Annotated in this window: 14 protein-coding genes; 6 read left to right on the forward strand and 8 right to left on the reverse strand. The window is 66.5% G+C overall.

Features of this window, described 5'->3' with window-relative positions:
- Nucleotides 1-91 precede the first annotated feature (91 nt).
- Entirely contained in the window at nt 92-694 is a 603-nt protein-coding gene (locus ACYVN4_RS16655; RefSeq protein WP_460721971.1) for a TetR/AcrR family transcriptional regulator, read from the forward strand.
- A gap of 476 nt (nt 695-1,170) precedes the next feature.
- Here the strand turns inward: ACYVN4_RS16655 and ACYVN4_RS16660 are convergent, their stop codons facing one another.
- Nucleotides 1,171-2,325 (reverse strand): MFS transporter, encoded by a 1,155-nt coding sequence (locus tag ACYVN4_RS16660; protein ID WP_460721973.1) that lies wholly within the window; start codon nt 2,323-2,325, stop codon nt 1,171-1,173.
- A 128-nt stretch (nt 2,326-2,453) separates the two neighbouring features.
- Between ACYVN4_RS16660 and ACYVN4_RS16665 the strand changes: the two genes are divergently transcribed.
- Entirely contained in the window at nt 2,454-4,049 is a 1,596-nt protein-coding gene (locus ACYVN4_RS16665; protein ID WP_460721975.1) for a PKD domain-containing protein, read from the forward strand.
- Here ACYVN4_RS16665 and ACYVN4_RS16670 read toward each other — a convergent pair.
- Both ACYVN4_RS16670 and ACYVN4_RS16675 read right to left on the reverse strand, forming a co-directional pair.
- Nucleotides 4,046-5,044, reverse strand: coding sequence for a TIGR03617 family F420-dependent LLM class oxidoreductase (locus ACYVN4_RS16670; RefSeq protein ID WP_460721977.1), 999 nt, complete (start codon nt 5,042-5,044; stop codon nt 4,046-4,048). The genes ACYVN4_RS16665 and ACYVN4_RS16670 overlap by 4 nt on opposite strands.
- 149 nt (nt 5,045-5,193) lie before the next feature.
- Nucleotides 5,194-6,819: a GMC family oxidoreductase gene (locus ACYVN4_RS16675; protein WP_460721978.1), complete on the reverse strand. Its 1,626-nt coding sequence runs from the start codon at nt 6,817-6,819 to the stop codon at nt 5,194-5,196.
- Between the two features lie 195 nt (nt 6,820-7,014).
- Between ACYVN4_RS16675 and ACYVN4_RS16680 the strand changes: the two genes are divergently transcribed.
- Nucleotides 7,015-8,247 (forward strand): cytochrome P450, encoded by a 1,233-nt coding sequence (locus ACYVN4_RS16680; RefSeq protein ID WP_460721980.1) that lies wholly within the window; start codon nt 7,015-7,017, stop codon nt 8,245-8,247.
- A gap of 38 nt (nt 8,248-8,285) precedes the next feature.
- A complete protein-coding gene (locus ACYVN4_RS16685; RefSeq protein WP_460721982.1) occupies nt 8,286-8,774 on the forward strand; it encodes a glutathione peroxidase in 489 nt (162 codons plus the stop codon).
- Here ACYVN4_RS16685 and ACYVN4_RS16690 read toward each other — a convergent pair whose 3' ends face one another.
- Nucleotides 8,775-10,004 carry a cytochrome P450 gene (locus ACYVN4_RS16690; RefSeq protein ID WP_460721984.1) on the reverse strand — a complete coding sequence of 410 codons (1,230 nt, stop codon included), beginning with the start codon at nt 10,002-10,004 and terminating at the stop codon, nt 8,775-8,777.
- Nucleotides 10,005-10,042: 38 nt separating this feature from the next.
- Nucleotides 10,043-10,606, reverse strand: coding sequence for a TetR/AcrR family transcriptional regulator (locus ACYVN4_RS16695; RefSeq protein ID WP_460722716.1), 564 nt, complete (start codon nt 10,604-10,606; stop codon nt 10,043-10,045).
- A 119-nt stretch (nt 10,607-10,725) separates the two neighbouring features.
- Between ACYVN4_RS16695 and ACYVN4_RS16700 the strand changes: the two genes are divergently transcribed.
- Both ACYVN4_RS16700 and ACYVN4_RS16705 read left to right on the forward strand, forming a co-directional pair.
- Nucleotides 10,726-11,139, forward strand: coding sequence for a hypothetical protein (locus tag ACYVN4_RS16700; protein WP_460721986.1), 414 nt, complete (start codon nt 10,726-10,728; stop codon nt 11,137-11,139).
- 121 nt (nt 11,140-11,260) lie between these two features.
- Nucleotides 11,261-12,727, forward strand: coding sequence for an HNH endonuclease signature motif containing protein (locus ACYVN4_RS16705; protein ID WP_460721988.1), 1,467 nt, complete (start codon nt 11,261-11,263; stop codon nt 12,725-12,727).
- Nucleotides 12,728-12,904: 177 nt separating this feature from the next.
- Here the strand turns inward: ACYVN4_RS16705 and ACYVN4_RS16710 are convergent, their stop codons facing one another.
- The 3 genes from ACYVN4_RS16710 to ACYVN4_RS16720 all read right to left on the reverse strand — a co-directional run bounded on the left by ACYVN4_RS16710 (nt 12,905) and on the right by ACYVN4_RS16720 (nt 16,419).
- A complete protein-coding gene (locus tag ACYVN4_RS16710) occupies nt 12,905-13,981 on the reverse strand; it encodes a YcxB family protein (RefSeq protein ID WP_460721990.1) in 1,077 nt (358 codons plus the stop codon).
- 90 nt (nt 13,982-14,071) lie between these two features.
- On the reverse strand, nt 14,072-14,932 hold the full coding sequence (locus ACYVN4_RS16715; RefSeq protein WP_460721992.1) for an LLM class F420-dependent oxidoreductase: 861 nt from the start codon (nt 14,930-14,932) through the stop codon (nt 14,072-14,074).
- Between the two features lie 14 nt (nt 14,933-14,946).
- On the reverse strand, nt 14,947-16,419 hold the full coding sequence (locus ACYVN4_RS16720) for an FAD-dependent oxidoreductase (protein WP_460721994.1): 1,473 nt from the start codon (nt 16,417-16,419) through the stop codon (nt 14,947-14,949).
- Nucleotides 16,420-16,434 lie beyond the last annotated feature (15 nt).

Below are 16,434 nucleotides of genomic sequence, written 5' to 3' on the forward strand. Positions count from 1 at the left end.
ATTAGAATACGCGGCGCAGCGTATTTCAATTACACCCACGATGTAACCTGTTTCAGAATTTCCACCGTTTCCAGCAGGAGGGGAACCCGCCGTGACCCAGGCGACCGCCCGCACCGGCCCCGGCCGCCCGCGTGACCCGCACCTGGATGCCCAGGTACTCAAGGCCGCCCAGGAACTCCTGGTCCGCGACGGCTACCAGGCCACCACCATCGCCGCCGTGGCCCGGCGCGCCGGTGTCGTCACGACGTCCATCTACCGCCGCTGGCCCGGCAAGCGGGCCCTGGTGGAGGAGGCCGTGTTCGCGCTCGACTCGGAGAACCATCCGGTCCCCACCGGTGATCTGCGCGCGGACCTATTGGCCTGGACGCGCCTGTTCCTCGCCGCGGCCGCGCATCCGGCGGCCCGCTCGGCCATCCCCGGCCTGCTCTCGGAATATCACGACGATCAGGAGAGCTATCGCCGCCTGCTCGACGGTGGTGAGCGTCCGACCATCGCGGCGCTGCGCGAGCTGCTCACGGCCGCAGCCGATTCCGGTCAGGCGGCGCCGGATTGCGATGTCGAGGCGATCTTCGAGTTCCTGCGTGGCGCGACGCTGATGCGCGCCCTGACCCACGGCACCGAGGATGCCGACCACTTCAGCCGCCGCATCGCGGACGCGCTGTACGCGGTCGCGCAAACTTCCACGTCAGACTAGGCCCCACCAGTAGATCAGGCAGGCCAGCACGAAGACGACCACTGTTTCCATCGTCAATCCCAATCTTCTTGGCGCTCTTGCCCTCAATGATGCCGTGCATCGGGCACCGGAGGCCACATATCGGACGAACAAGATCGCTGATCGTTAGCCTCGGACGCGAAGAACCCGCTGTTATCCGCCACCCCTCGTGGGTGGATAACAGCGGGTCCGCGCTGGCCTACCACCCCCTTCGCGGTAGGCCATGCTCCCGAATCGAGTACCGGTTGGTTGGTTTGCTGTGGGTCGACCCACCACCCCTCGTGGGCGGGTCGGCCCCAGCGTCCCCACCCCCGGATGGTGGCTCGTTGGGTCCGCCGTGTGTTCCGGCGTTGACACAACGATGCCCAGCCGCGCTTGGCACGGCCTTAACAAGATCTTGTAGTTGCGAATAGTCCTGGCAAGGACCTGTTTTCGGCGATTTCGCCGATCATGAACACTCAATTGCGGACCTCACGGCCAACTTTCAGCGTGTAGAGCAGGGCCGCCGCGGCGGTGAGCGCGAGGAGGACATACCCGAACGAGTAGTCGTGCCGCGAGCTGTAGACCAGCCCCATGACCAAGGGCGGGAAGTAGCCGCCCAATCCACCTGCAGCACCGACCAGTCCGGTTACCGTGCCCACCCGCGCCGGTTCCACCAACCGGGCGATCAGTGCGAACACGCCACCCGTGCCGAGTCCGAGGAAGAACGCCATCAACACCAGCGCGGTACCGGCGGGCAGTTCCGGGCCGGGCTTGAATGCCAGCACGATCGCCATGATCGCCGTGCCCGCGAAGGAGACCATCAGCACCCGCGCCGGTCCGATCTTGTCCGACAGCGTGCCGCCCAGCGGCCGCGCCAGCACGCCCGCGATCGAGAAGCCCGCCGTCCGCAGTCCCGCATCCGACTGGGAGAACTCGTAGACGTTTTTCAGCACCGTCGGCAGATAGGTGGAGAACGCCACGAACCCGCCGAATGCGACCGCGTACAGGAACGAGCCCTGCCAGGTGGCCTTGAGCTTCAAGGCATCCCGGATGCGCGGCAGCGCCGGCTCGGTGGCCGGTTTCCACTCCGGCGAGTTGCGGCTGAACAGCCACATCACCGCGCCCAGCACCGCCAGCGCGACGGCCATCAGCACGTGGGTCTGCGCCCGCCCCAGATGGTCCACCAGGCGCGGGGTGAACAGCGCCGACAGCGCCGTGCCGCCCATGCCGAGACCGAACATGCCGGTGGCGAAGCCGCGCCGGGCCGGTTCGAACCAGGAGTTCACGAACGGGATGCCGACCGCGAAGGAGGTGCCGGGGATGCCCAGGAAGAAGCCCCAGAGGATCAGCGCCGCAAAGGAATTCGACCAGCCCACCAGCAGGGTCGGAATGATCGACACGAAGCAGATGACGGTGAACATGAGGCGCCCGCCGAACTTGTCGGTGAGCACACCGGCCGGGATCCGGCCCAGCGAGCCGACCAGTACGGGGGTGGCGACCAGCAGGGACTGCTGGCCGGGGGACAGGCCCAGCTGCTTGGTATAGCTGCTCGATAGCGGACCAATGAGATTCCAGGCCCAAAAGGTCAGGCCGAAGGCCAGTGTTGCGAGTGTCAGATTTCTCGCGTTCATCCCCTTTGTCTAGCAGATATGCAGGTAGAACGCGCCTAAATTGGGCCATTCCGGCGCGCCTCACGAGGTCGCGCCGCCCCGTCCGCACCATGTCTGCTGTCAGATTGCGGAACTCCCAGGAGGAGCATGTGAAGTTGTGGCGATCCCGGCAAAGCCGTGCAGCGCTGCTGCCGACATTGACGGGTGTGCTCGCGTTGGCCGGAACCATCGTCGGGCCCGGCGGCCCCGCGATGGCCGACCCCCTGTCCGACCTTCCCCTCATACTCGATGTCAGCACTCCGCACGATGGGCCCTGCAACGGCCCGCTACACGGCACCACCGCCGTCTATTTCCCGCCGGGCGTCCCGGCCCACGCCGAGGTGGAATGGCGAATCCTGGGCGGCGGCCAGCCGATTCGCAGCGGCATCACCGTGGTGCAGAACGAGGTGATGACCGTCGGCTTCGACATCCGCCGCGACGAGCTACCCCCCGACGGCCTGCTACGCGTGGACGCCCGCGCCCGCGTCCCCGGCGGTGACGTGAGCGGCTACGGCAAGCCCTGGAGTTTTCGGGTGAACCGGGAATGCCGTCCGCTGCATGTGGTTTCGGTCGGCGACTCGGTGCTGTGGGGCCAGAACCTGGACAAGGATCGCACCTTCGCGGACCTGTTCGCCGAGACGCTCGGCACCCGCATCGGTCGCAAGGCGCAGCTGCACGACTACACCAGTTCCGGCGCCACCCTCGATTCCCCCGCACTGCATCCGAACTGCCCGACCGGCGCCGACGCCACCCTCGATGTCTTCTGCCAGCTCGAACAGGCCGCGGCCGACGCCACCGCCAACGGCTACCAGGTGGATCTGGTCGTCATGGACGGCTGCCTCAACGACCTGGACCCCTTCTTCGGCATTCCGGTCGGTGTCACGCCCGGCACCCAGGACCTGGCCGCCGCCGTGCGCCGCGAATGCGCCGGGGTGGGCGCGGAATCGGAGAATCCGGCCGCGACCGTCCCCTACTTCAGTGGCGCCAAGCTCGGCTACGGCGGGCGCGGCGCCCGCGAGGCCGTGCAGGCCGCCCACACACTGCCCGGCGCGCCGAAGGTGCTGCTGGGCGACTATTTCCACGGCTACGACGCGGGCCGGGTGCCGCAGGGGCTGACCCAGCGCTGGTCGGAGTTCGTGCGGCTGTCGGGGGAAGCGTTCCGGCAGGCGGTGACCGATGCCAATGCCGCAGCGGGTGAGGCCTTCGCGGCCGCCGCCGACGGCCTGTTCACCCAGGATGCCGTGCAGACCGGGGATCGGCGACCGGCCATGAATCCACTGGGCGACGAGGCAATCTCGCTGCGTCAGCTGGCCTGCCCCCGGCCGGGCGAGCTGCCGCAGTGCCTGACCGTCCCGGCCGCCGGACAGCCCGATACCGACGGTGCGCGCAAGTACGCCGAGGCGTTCCTGCTGAATCCGCGGCTGGCCGAATGGTTCGGCGGCGGTGAGCCGCTCGGTGACGGCTTCACCACGTCCCGGACGAAGGTGGATGCGGGTACCCCGGTCGTCTTCGACGCCAACCCGGCCGGAGCCGCGATCCGCCAGTACGACTGGTATTTCGGTGACGGCTCGCACGAGACCACCACCGACCCGGTGACTTCCCATGCCTATTACGGCCGCGGCCCACAGCTGCCGCGGCTGGTGGTGACCGATATGACCGGTCATCGCAGCCTGTTCGAGCTGGACCGGCCGATCACGGTCGGCTAGCGCAGTGCGGCTACCAGGTCGGCGATCGCGGTATCGGCGACCTGGTAGCCCGGGAAGTAGCAGCAGACACGGGAAGCGTTGTCCCCGAACCTCGTTCGGATCTGCGCGGCGCACTCGGCGGACGTCCCGCTGACGGTCAGCGCATCCACCATCGAATCATCGATCAGCCCCGCCATCTCCCGCCACCGCCCCTGCTTGGACAGCAGATTGAGCTCCGGTTGCAAGTCCGCCCACCCCTCGACCTCCAGCACCGGGCGATACGAGGGCGTGGAACCGTAGAACGCCAGCAGATTCCGCACGGCCGATCGCGCGGCGGCCAGTTCCTCCGGCGAATCACCCATGGCCACAATCGCTTCCACGATGATCTCGAATGGCCGCTCGGACCCCGCCAGCCCCTTGTCCACCGCCGCCAGCGTCCGCTCCCGGAAATGCCGCTCGGTATTGAACGGCATGACCAGCAGTCCATCCGCCACCTGCGCCGCCATCTCGGTCATCCGCGGCCCGAGCGCCCCGACCAGAACCGGCGGCGCCCCATACGGATTCGGCCCCGGATCGAACTGCGGCGTCATCAATGTGTGCCGCCAGAACCGCCCCCGATAGTCCAGCCGTTCCTTCTCCTGCCACGCCCGCAGAATCGCCTGCACCGCCAGCACGGTGTCCCGCATCCGCTCCACCGGCTCCGACCAGGTACTCCCGTACCGCCGCTCGATATGCGGCCGGATCTGACTGCCGAGCCCGAGTCGAAACCGCCCGCCCGACAATGCCTGCAGATCCCACGCGGTATGCGCGAGATGCATTGGACTGCGCGGAAACGCCATGGCCACATTGGTCATGAGGTCGACTCCGGCATCCGCGGCCAGGCTCAACGGCAGGAACACGTCGTGCGCGCCTTCGAAGGTGAACACGCCGTCCACCCCGGCTGCCCGCAACTCCCTTGCCCGCGTGGCAGATTCGGCCAGCGGTGCGTTCAGCCAGACATCCACGGGTAGGGACACGATGACTCCTTGGCAGGGTGGTGGCATACAACAGCCCCGAGCCGAGAGGTAGCAGGCCCGGGGCTGTTCCGGATCGACGGTGGTCGTGAGCCGTCGATCCGCGCGGAAGAGCTACCAGGGAAGTAGCAGCACTCCTCCGCCGTCTGTACTCAGCCGATCAGTTCGGCTGCCTTCTCACCGATCATGTAGCTCGGCGCGTTGGTGTTGCCGCCGGTGATGCTCGGCATGATCGAGGCGTCCGCGACGCGCAGCCCCTCGATGCCGTTGACCTTCAGCGTCGGGTCGACGACCGCGCGCTCGTCCACGCCCATGCGGCAGGTGCCGACCGGGTGGTAGATGGAGTGCACGCGGTTGGGCAGTTCGCGCCGCAGCGCGGTCTCGTCGGCCCACTCCTGGCCCGGGAAGAAGTTCTCGGTGATGTCGCTCGCGATGCTCTTGTGCGACATGACTTCCCGGATCATCCGGATGCCCTCGATCAGGAACTCGGTGTCCCACGGATCGGTCAGGTAGCCGGGGTCGATGAGCGGCGAAGCGAACGGGTCCGCCGAGGCCAGCTTCATCTCGCCGCGGCTCTTCGGGTAGATGAGCGACGGCATGACGGTGAGCGCCGGGCGGCGGTCCACCAGGTGCAGCTTGTCCTCGTCCTGGTTGGGCGTCGGGTAGCTCCACGGCAGGGTGTGGATCTGCATGTCCGGGTGGTCGCCGGTGGCGAACTTGGTCTTGACGAAGCCCGCGGCCTCGAAGACGGTGCGGCCCATGAAGGAGCTGCCCGGATTGCGCATCTCCTTGAGGATGCCGCGCGCGAAATAGGTGGGGATGCCGCGGTGGATGGCCTTCTTGGACACGAAGGTCATCGGCACGAACAGGTGGTCGTGCAGGTTCTGGCCGACCGGCAGGTCCGCGACCACGTCGATGCCCATTTCGCGCAGGTGCGCGGCCGGGCCGATGCCCGAGAGCATGAGCAGCTGCGGCGAGCCGATGACACCGCCGGAGACGATGACCTCCTTGGCCGCCCGCACGATCCGGCGCTGCCCGTTCTTCTCGGCGATCTCGACGCCGATGGCGCGGCCATTCTCGATCACCACGCGGGTGGCCTGCACATGCGTGAGCACGGTCAGGTGCGAGTTCGGCATATTGGTGATGAAGCCGCGCGAAGAGCTGTAGCGGACACCATCTTTCACGCTCTGCTGGAAGATCGACAGACCCTCCTGCGACGCACCGTTGTAGTCCTTGATGATCGGCGCGCCGAGGGTCTCGGACGCGGCGGTCATGAATTCCTCGGCGATCGGCGTGATCTCGCGCGGACGCGTCACCTCGATCGGGCCGCCGGTGGCGCGGTAGTCGTCGGCGCCGTCGACCCAGTTCTCGAGTCGCTTGTAGGCGGGCAGGATCTCGTCGTAGCTCCAGCCGGTGTTGCCCTCGGCCGCCCACGAGTCGAAGTTGGCCTTGTTGCCGCGCACGTAGAGCATGCCGTTGACGGAGCTCGAGCCGCCCAGCACCTTGCCGCGCGTCATGGGGATGAGGCGGTTGTTGGCGTGCTTCTGCGGGACCGAGTACTGCTTCCAGGTCACCAGCTTCTTGAGCTGGGGGACCGTGTGGACCATCGAGATCATGCCGGGGCGGGTGACCAGCTGGGTGTTGTCCTTGCGCCCGGCCTCCAGCAGGATCACGCTCGCGCCGCGCTGGGCGAGCCGACCGGCCAGCACCGCACCGGCGCTACCTGCGCCTACGACGACGTAGTCGGCCTCGTTCGCTGAGCCCGGGGAAGCGGTCATATCAGTTACCTCATCTTCGAGTGTGCCTGGCATCACTGTAGAACAAGTTCTAGTCTGCCGATCCGCTGGACGCAATGTCCAGTGGCAAGATCAACTGGCTGGAAACGCTGCCCCGCCGCAGGTCGGCGTGGTTCAATCGTTGTGAAACACGTTCCAATTTCGTGATCATAGTGGCACCATGCCCGAGGAGGAACAGTGTCTGTTCCGTCATTGCCGGCCGGCTTCGATTTCACCGATCCCGCGCTCTGGGCCGACCATAGTCCCGCCGAGGAGTTCGCGCTGCTCCGGCGAACCGCGCCGGTCTGGTGGAACGCGCAGACGCCCGCTCAAGCCGCGCCCATGGACGACGACGGCTACTGGGTCATCACCCGGCACGAGGACGTCAAGGAGATCTCGCGGCGACCGGAACTCTGGTCCTCGAATCTCAAGGGCTCCATCATTCGTATGCCCGCCGACTCCGAACCCGCACAGCTGGAACTGGGTCGCGAAGCGCTGCTGGTGAATATGGACCCCCCGAAGCACACCAAGATTCGCCGGATCGTCTCCAAGGGATTCACCCCGCGTGCCATCGAAGGTCTGCGTGCGGCCCTCACCGAACGCGCCGGGAAAATCGTGCGCGAGGCCAAGGCCGCGGGCAGTGGGGATTTCGTCGAGCAGGTGGCGTGCGAACTGCCGCTGCAGGCCATCGCGGAACTGCTGGGTGTGCCGCAGGACGACCGGCACAAGCTGTTCACCTGGTCGAATCAGCTACTGAACTACGACGATCCGGAATTCGCGGGCAACAATATGACCGCCAATGCCGAGCTGCTGGGATACGCCTACAACATGGCCGAACAGCGCCGGGCGCAACCGGCGGGGGATATCGTCAGCCAGTTGGTGAACGCCGACGTGGACGGCGAGATGCTGGGCTCGGACGAGTTCGGATTCTTCGTCATCCTGCTGTCGGTGGCGGGCAACGAGACCACGCGCAATGCCATCGCGCACGGGATGAAAGCCTTTGTGGACAACCCGGATCAGTGGGAGCTGTACAAGCAGCACCGCCCCCGGACCGCGCCCGACGAAATCGTGCGTTGGGCGACCCCCGTCACGGCCTTCCAGCGCACCGCGGTGCACGACACCGAACTCGGCGGGCAGAAGATCCTGGAGGGGCAGCGGGTCGGATTGTTCTACAGCTCCGCCAACTTCGACGACGAGGTGTTCGAGCGGCCCTTCGAATTCGATTGCACGCGCGATCCCAATCCGCATGTCGGGTTCGGCGGCACCGGGAATCACTTCTGTGTGGGCGCGAATCTGGCGCGGCTGGAAATCGACCTGATGTTCAATGCCATCGCCGATGCCATGCCGGACATTGCCGAGGTCGCGCCGCCGCAGCGCTTGCGGTCGGGGTGGATCAACGGCATCAAACATTGGCAGGTGCGGTACGCCTGAACCGCAGCGTGCGCCGAACCCGTTCTATATTCGTGCTTGTGACCAATATTCGCGAGATTCCGCTGCGCACCCTGTCCGACAAGCCCACCACCCTGGCCGAGCTGGCCGGCGACAAGGTCGTGCTGGTGGTGAATGTCGCCTCCAAGTGCGGGCTGACCCCGCAGTACTCGGGTCTGGTCGAGCTGCAGCAGACCTACGGGCCGCAGGGATTCACCGTCGTCGGTGTGCCGTGCAACCAGTTCATGGGCCAGGAGCCGGGCACCGCCGAGGAGATCGCCGAATTCTGCTCGGCCACTTACGGTGTCGACTTCCCGCTGCTGGAGAAGAGCGACGTCAACGGGGAGGGTCGGATCGCGCTGTACAGCGAGCTGACCGCCACCGCCGACGCCGCCGGTGAGGCCGGGGACATCCAGTGGAACTTCGAGAAGTTCCTGGTCGGGCGGGACGGGGCGATCCTGGGTCGCTTCCGGCCGCGGACCGAGCCGAAGGATCCGGCCGTGACCGGCGCCATCGAGGCTGCGCTGTAATCAGCTCTGCGGCCGTGCGCGGCGTCGATACCGCACCGCGCACGGCTGTTGTAGCTGCACCACCATCGTGGAATGGTCGTCGCGGTAGCTGTCGGACGGCTGCGCCAGTTCGAATTCCCAGTCCCGCAACAGGATCGAGAAGATCGCCGGCAGCTGCGTGAGCGCGAAGGCCGCGCCCGCGCAACGGTCTGGGAAGGATTCCGGAATCCGGTTGGAGACGGCGGGACTCGCGGCCACCAGGTCACCGGGGGCGATGCGATGGCCGCACACCTCGAACTCCTCGCCGGCCACCCGCATGAGGATGATCAGCGGCGGATGCAGACGCAGGACTTCCTTGAGCACCGCTTCCAGGTTCGGAATCCGGCGCAGGGCGTGATAACTCACGTCGGAGCCGTCGACGTAGAGCGAATCCAGTTCGGCGACAACGGTGTTCAGTATGTCGGGATGCCGCAGTAGCTCGATGATCGTCCAGGCCGCGGTGCCGGACGTGGTGTGGTGCCCGGCGAACATCATCGAGATGAAGATCCCGGTGATCTCGCTGGCCGAGAAGCGAAGGTTGCCCTGCTCGTCGGTGACCGACACCAGCACGTCCACCATGTCCCGATCGTCCTTGCCCGTAGCGGGATTCGCGAGCCGCCCGGCCATGATGTGCCGGACCAGTTTCACCAGCTGCCAGCGTGCCTCGTCGCGGCGGCGGAAACTCTCGATGGGCGCATAGGGGTCCACGTAGCAGTAGGCGTCGGTGCCGCGCTCCAGCTCGTGATAGAGGTGTGCGAAGCGGCCGTCGAGTTCCTCGCGGAACTTGGTGCCGATCAGGCAGGCCGAGGACGTGTAAATGGTGAGTTCCGCGAAGAATTCGAGGAGATCGATCTCGCCCTCGTCACCCCAGCGGGCGACCATGCGGTCCACCTCGCGGGCGATGGTGGTGGCGTGGCCGCGCATCTGCTTGCGGAGTTCCGGCGGGGCATCGAAGTCCACGCTCTCGCCGAAGATGGGCTTCAGAAACGGGTATGCCGCAGCCTGATCCAGCTCGTCATCGCTCACGCGGAAGAAGAATTCGTCGGCTTGCGCGCCGGTCAGCAGGATGACTTCGCGATCGGCCAGACGGAACGAGCCGATGTCACCGCATTCGCGCCGGACCCGGGTCATCAGGGCGATGGGGTCGGTGCGGAACTCCTCGAGATGGCCGTGCTCGTGCTCGCCACCGGATACCGCGCGCGGCCGGGTCATCTGCGACCTCCCGGATAGACACCTGGCTTTTCAGGTTGTCAGCTTTTCAGCACGCGCAGTGCGGATTTCTCCATACGGTCGGCAATTTCGGCATACGAGGCGTAACCCATGCCCGCGCGCACCAGTGCGCCCGCGTAGATCATTTCCAGGGTCTCGACGAGTTCCGGATCCGCGTCGGGGCCGAGCGCGTCGATCAGCCGCCGCCGGATCTCGCTGCCGATGCGCAGCCGCAGGTGTGCGACATCGGGATCGGTACCCAATAGTGCGGCGGTCACGGCTCCGGCCAATGTCGGCTCGTCAGCGAGCAAAAGCGCGATCTGCCGCAGCACCGCCAGTACTCGCGTCGTCGAATCCGGCTCGGTCCCGGCGGGTGCGTCCGTGGCGGCCAGCCGCCGCCAGAACATCTCCGCCACCAGGTGTTCCTTGGACGAGAAATAGGTGTACGCGGTAGCCGTACCCACCCCGGCCTGCGCCGCCACCATGCGGACGGTCAGCCCGGCGAAACCCTCGCGCGCCAGCACATCCATGGCCGCCTGCGTCAACCGGTCCACGGTATCGGCCTGCTTCTGGGTGAGCCGCCGACGAGTGGCCTCCATGCTCACCGCTGAGCGGTCGGAAAGGGGATCAGACACGTGTCCGGATGCTACTATGGCCGAGCGTGCCTAGCAACTCGCGGTATGCGGGAACCGTATGAATGAGTGCGCTGGAGAAAGGCTTTCGAATGACTTCGCCCGCACTCACGGCCGTGCGCGGCGAATTGCCGGCACTCATCGAGCAAATGGGTGAAACGCTGACTGCGGACGAAGCCCAGGCATTACGCGAAGCCATCCGCGCCTACGTAGGCCAGGGCACCATCATCGAAATCACCGATCGCCCGGCCTCGATCTCCGGCACTGACGAGAACCCGGAGAACTGGCGCACCCCACTACGCCTCCTGCTGATCACCGCCCCCGACTCCGGCGCGGCCGCCGACCACGCTTACGACGATTGGGTCCACTGGATCGCAGGCGGCGGCCTCCTTGTCCTTCGTGCGGCCGATCACCTGTACCGCCGGGCGACCGCCAGTGGAAAGTTCCGCGACCTCGGCACCACCGGCAGCCTCCGCCTCCTTCAGCGCACCGCCGCCTGCGGCTGAAAGTCTGTCGGCTCTGGGAGTGGCGGCTCGATCGCCAATTCCTATATTTGCTAGGTATTTTCGCTGCGTGTTGCTTCAATCATGCTGTTGTGTCGCGTGATTCGAAACTATGATCGAATGTATGACTGATATCGCAGATGAGATGGCTACCGCGCACGCGGTCGTCGCTCAGCTGCGTGACGTGCACCAGCAGATTGCTGCTTTGCAGGCCGAAGAGATCGCGTTGATGACTGCGCTCTACCGGCTGCGTCGTGAACAGCAGCTCGATCTCGGGGTGAGCAACCTCAACGCGGGTGAGGACACTGCGACCGAAATCGGTATTGCGCTGAAGGTTTCGCAGGGCACCGCCGATGGGCTCATCGGGTTGGGTCTGGATTTGGAGAACCGTTGCACCACCACCCGTGAAGCTTTCGCCGCGGGGCGCATCGATCTGGCGCAGACGCGTGCGATCACCAAGTCGCTGTCCAACGCGTCCGATGAGCTGCTCGCCGAGCTGGAGCCGGGCCTGGCTGCATACGCGGAAAAGGCCGAGCCGCAGCGTATTCGCCGCACCGCTCGCCGCCGCCTGCTCGAAGCCGACCCCGCTGGTCAAGCCGCGCGCCGCAAGGCCGCCGAGGCCGACCGCTTCGTCTCGATCACCGCGCACGACGACGGCACCGCGATCCTCGACGCTGTCCTGCCCGCAGCTGGTGGCCAGGCGCTGTACGAGCGACTGCGGGAGATGGCGTCGGGGCAGTGCTGCGGCAAGGATCCGCGCACCGTGGCCCAGCGCCGAGCCGACGCGTTGGTCGCTCTCGCCGATGGCACCGGTCGTCTGGTGTGTCAGTGCGGCCTGGAGGATTGCCCGCGCGCGGTCGTCGGTGAGGCCCCGGTCGCGCGTAAAGCGCTTGTGCAGGTGGGTGTCTCGGCCGAGACCTTGGCTGGTTTGCAGGACAACCCGGCGCTGCTGTCAGGTCTTGGTGCCATCGATCCTGATTTGGCGCGTCAGGTCGCACGCCACGCCCGCTTCGAGGTCATCACCGACACCACCACCGCGACCGGCATGGTCGCCGACCAAAACACCAGCGATTCCACCGAATTGCGCTACCGGCCCGGTACCCGCACCGCCCGCCAGGCCCGCGCCATCGATGGGATCTGCCGTGCACCCGGTTGCCACATTCCAGCCGCTGCCAGCGATCTCGACCACCAATACCGCTTCGACCACCACAACCCGCAAGCCGGGGGCCACACCACCGAGGACAACCTTGCGGCTCGTTGCCGTCGTCATCATCGGCTCAAGACACTCGCCGACAACCACGTCAACGGGTGGGAGGTCCGCCACCACCCCGGGCGGGTGGTCGAATGGCGCACGCCCACCGGCGAATCGGTCACCACTGAACCCGAAGGCAGCCAATATCTCTTCCCGACCACCGCCGTCGAACCGGTCACCGCGGCCGGTGTCCCGGATGCCGAACCAACCGGGTCGATCTTCGATCCGGGGGTTGCGGTCAACATCATGACCGAGCTGGTGCAGGTCTACACCACCCCGGCGCAACGCCGCCAGCACGCACGCGCCCGTGCTTCGCGACGGGCTGGGATCAACATGTGATTCGGTGGCTCGAGACCAGGTAACTCGGGGGGAAGACTACTTGCGTGACTGTGCTGCAACGGGATTGCGTCTCGGTGGGATGTACCGGAAGTGTGGTTGCGTCGCCTGCCCTACCGGACTTTCGCTGACGCGGCTTGGGAGCCGTTACCTCGCCTACCAGCCGACGGACTGCACGGATCACCTTTCAGAGATCCGAGCACCCTTTCGTCTCGCTGCGCGGATGCGCTGGATCTCGTTGTCCGGGAAGAGTTCGCGTGGGTAGGCGGAGTGGGCGGTTGTTCGGAGCAGGATTGTGGTGCCGCGTGGTTGTAGGGATCGGAACTTCGAATAGGGGATTCGGGCGCGGAAGTTCGCGGTTTGAATTTCGAGCTCATTGTCACCGAAGTGGGTGGATACGGGGTGTCCGGCCGGAAATCCGGTCCGGTAGCTCTCGTCTACGTCACGCCACGTCAGTGCGATCGACAGGGCCTGTAGTCCGGCGAATGCGGCGGTGATGCAGAGCCCGATGATCAGAGCCGGTCTCATCGGTGGGAGCGCTCCAATTACCAGGTATGGCAATAGTGACAGCGCCAGGATCGGGATCGTGGAGCGCAATTTCTGCCACCGGTAGGCCGTGGCCAGCGTGCGTGCGGTGTCCGCCGTCGGAACGAAGACGGAAGTGGGGTTCTCCACTGGTGGAATCGGCGGTAGCGCAGGCAGATCCGTTGCCGCGGTGTTCCGGCCCTTGTGCTGGATCATCGCGATGGCCCAGTCCGGGAACAGTTCCCGCGCGTGGGCGAGGTAGAAGGCACCGTGGTGGATCACGATCACGCCGGGGCGATCGGTGTAAATCCGTTTGATCAGTGTGTAGTGGTACCTGATAGCGCCTCGGGCACTGACGAGTTCCACCGCGTCGGGTCCGAATCGGGAGGTGATCACCGTTCCCGGCGGGCTGGCGGCCGCGAGTTGCTCGGCCTGTTTCCAGGCCTTCTTGCCGCGCTGGACCATCTGGAGGAGCAATGTCATCGTGGCGATGAATCCGGTGAGCACGATCGCGCCCAGTCCCCAGAACCACACCAGTGCCACGGTGATCGCACCCCACACGGCACCGAAGGTGATCCACCTTTTTGGATTGTTGAACGCTCGCTGTACTACGGCACCGCTGAGCAGATGCGCCGTGTCCTCGCCCACGACAAAGGTCGCGTGGGGTGCCTCGTGGCTCACCGGCTGTTGGGGCATCGGGTTAGGCATCGGCCCCTGGTCAACTCCACTCACGCGCGGAAGCTTAGGGGTGACCATGCCGCATTGCAGACCGAGCGGTTTCGTGGGCTGGGCTTGTGGTTCCAGCCCACGGAACCGCGGGGGTCAGGGTTTGGTCAGGCCGAGGGGGACCAGTTTGTCGGAGAGGCGGTCCAGGTAGGCGAGGACTTCGGCATCGGATTTGTCCGGGAGGCCGTAGAGGACGTCGGTGACGCCGGCTTCGGCCCAGGCGGCTAGTTGGTCGGGGTTGGGTTTGAAGGCTAGGGCTACTACTCGGGGTTTGCCTTCGCGGCCCGCTTCTTCCCAGTGCTTCATGAGGAGGCTGGTGGAGGCGGAGACGTCGGATTCGGTGGGGGTGGTGATCCAGCCGTCGGCGGAGCGGGCGATCCACTTGAAGGTTTTGTCGGTGCCGCCGGCGCCGATGAGGAGGGGGATGTGGGATTGGGTGGGTTTGGGGTAGGCCCAGCTGGGGCCGAAGGTGACGAAATCGCCGGTGTAGGAGGCTTCTTCCTGAGTCCAGAGGGCGCGCATGGCCTCGATGTATTCCCGCAGCACGGTGCGGCGCTTGTTGCCGGGGACGCCGTGGTCGGTCAATTCGTCGGTGTTCCAGCCGAATCCGGCGCCCAGGGTGACGCGGCCGCCGGAGAGGTGGTCGAGGGTGGCGATCGTCTTGGCGAGGGTGATGCAGTCGCTCTCGGTGGGAAGCGCTACGGCCGTGGACAATTCGATGCGGCTGGTGACTGCGGCGGCGGTGCCCAGGGCGACCCAGGGGTCGAGGGTGCGCAGGTAGCGGTCGTCGGGGAGGTCGGCGGTGCCGGTGCCGGGGTGGTTGGCCGTGCGCTTGATGGGGATGTGGGTGTGTTCGGGGACGAAGAAGGAGTCGAAGCCTCGATCCTCGGCGGCTTTGGCGGCGGCCGCGGGGGTGATGCCGCGGTCGCTGGTGAACAGGACGATGCCGAAACGCATGGGGGAGGGTCCTTTCAGAGCTGCTTGGCGGCGGAGATACCGGCGCGGCGACCGTAGAAGCTGCCGTCGCCGAGGGAGCAGCCGGAGGCGTAGCCGCCCGCGCAGATGCCGGAGGTGACCCGGCCCGCGGCGTACAGGCCGGGGATGGGGTCGCCGGAGACGTGCAGAACGCGGGAGTCCAGGTCGGTGCGGAGGCCGCCGAGGGTGAAGCCGCCGGTGTAGCCGCGCAGGTCGTACGCACCGAGGGGGGTGCGGATGGGCTTCACCCACTCGGGCTTCTTGTTCAGGAACGGGTCGTTGCCCTGTTCGGCGTGGTGGTTGTAGAGGTCGATGGTGGACTGCAAGGTCTGCTCCGGCAGGCCCATATCGCTCTCCAGCTCGGCGACCGTCTCGGCCACCCAGGTGGGCGCGATGCGCAGGAACGACAGGGACGACTGGGTTTCCATCGCCTCCTCCAGTGCGATCTCGTCGATCACGAGGTACGCCTGGTTGCCCTGGTCCTGCAGGACCGCCTGGCCCATGCGACCCGCGTAGGTGTCCTCGGTGATGAAGCGCTGGCCGCGGCCGTTCACCAGGATGCCGCGGGCGACCAGCTGCGGGTCGACCACCAGGGCCACCTCGGTGGCGTCCATGTGCGCCAGGTCCGCGCCGAGGGCCTGCGCCACCTGGATGCCGATGCCGTCGTGTTCTTCGACGGTGGCGGTGGGGCGGCCGAGGATCTTGGGGGCGTACTGCTCGACCATGGCGTGGTTGTAGGCGAAGCTGCCGGTGGCCAGGACCACGCCGCGGCTGGCGCGGACGTTGACCGGCTTGCCGTAGCGGGTCGCGGAAACGCCGACGACGCGGCCGGTTTCGTCGACGATGAGGCGGCGCAGGCGGACGTCGTATTCGTGGCGGACGCCGAGTTCCTCCGCGCGCTGGGCGAGCGGCTCCATCAGCATGTAGCCGCCGCCCTTCTCACCCAGCTTCTTGTCCTTGGTCCAGGCGAGGTGGCCGCGGGGTGCGGGCGGGACGAGATCCTTGAACGGGGCGGAGTTCTCGCCGCCGGAGTACATCAGGCCCTGGTCGGCGGGCGGCTCGTAGCCGGGCTCGCCCCAGAACTCCTCCTTGAACGGGACACCGTGGGCGACAAGCCAATCGAAGTGATCCACGCTGCCTTGGCAGTAGTCGTGGATCTTGGCCTTGTCCACGCCGGGGCCGAGGGCCGCGGTGAGGAACTTCTCCATGTTCTCGACGCTGTCCTCGAAGCCCAGCTTCTTTTGCAGCGCCGTGCCGCCGCCCAGGTAGATGAAGCCGCCGGACATGGCGGCCGCGCCGCCCCAGCCGCCGGTGCGCTCCAGGACCAGGACGTCGGCTCCCGAATGGGCGGCCTCGATGGCCGCGCAGACTCCGGCGATGCCGAAGCCCACGACCACCACATCGGCCTCGTGGTCCCAGGTTTCGACCTCGCTGGCCGAAAGCGGCCGGACGGTTGCGGTATCCGCCATGTCTGTGAATTCCTT

It is taken from the genome of Nocardia heshunensis (assembly GCF_054782115.1).

Coding starts and splice junctions, on each gene's coding strand:
- ACYVN4_RS16660 (WP_460721973.1), bottom strand. CDS start 2,325: ATGAACGCGAGAAATCTGACACTCGCAACACTGGCCTTCGGCCTGACC.
- ACYVN4_RS16715 (WP_460721992.1), bottom strand. CDS start 14,932: ATGCGTTTCGGCATCGTCCTGTTCACCAGCGACCGCGGCATCACCCCC.
- ACYVN4_RS16700 (WP_460721986.1), top strand. CDS start 10,726: ATGACTTCGCCCGCACTCACGGCCGTGCGCGGCGAATTGCCGGCACTC.
- ACYVN4_RS16690 (WP_460721984.1), bottom strand. CDS start 10,004: ATGACCCGGCCGCGCGCGGTATCCGGTGGCGAGCACGAGCACGGCCAT.
- ACYVN4_RS16675 (WP_460721978.1), bottom strand. CDS start 6,819: ATGACCGCTTCCCCGGGCTCAGCGAACGAGGCCGACTACGTCGTCGTA.
- ACYVN4_RS16720 (WP_460721994.1), bottom strand. CDS start 16,419: ATGGCGGATACCGCAACCGTCCGGCCGCTTTCGGCCAGCGAGGTCGAA.
- ACYVN4_RS16705 (WP_460721988.1), top strand. CDS start 11,261: ATGACTGATATCGCAGATGAGATGGCTACCGCGCACGCGGTCGTCGCT.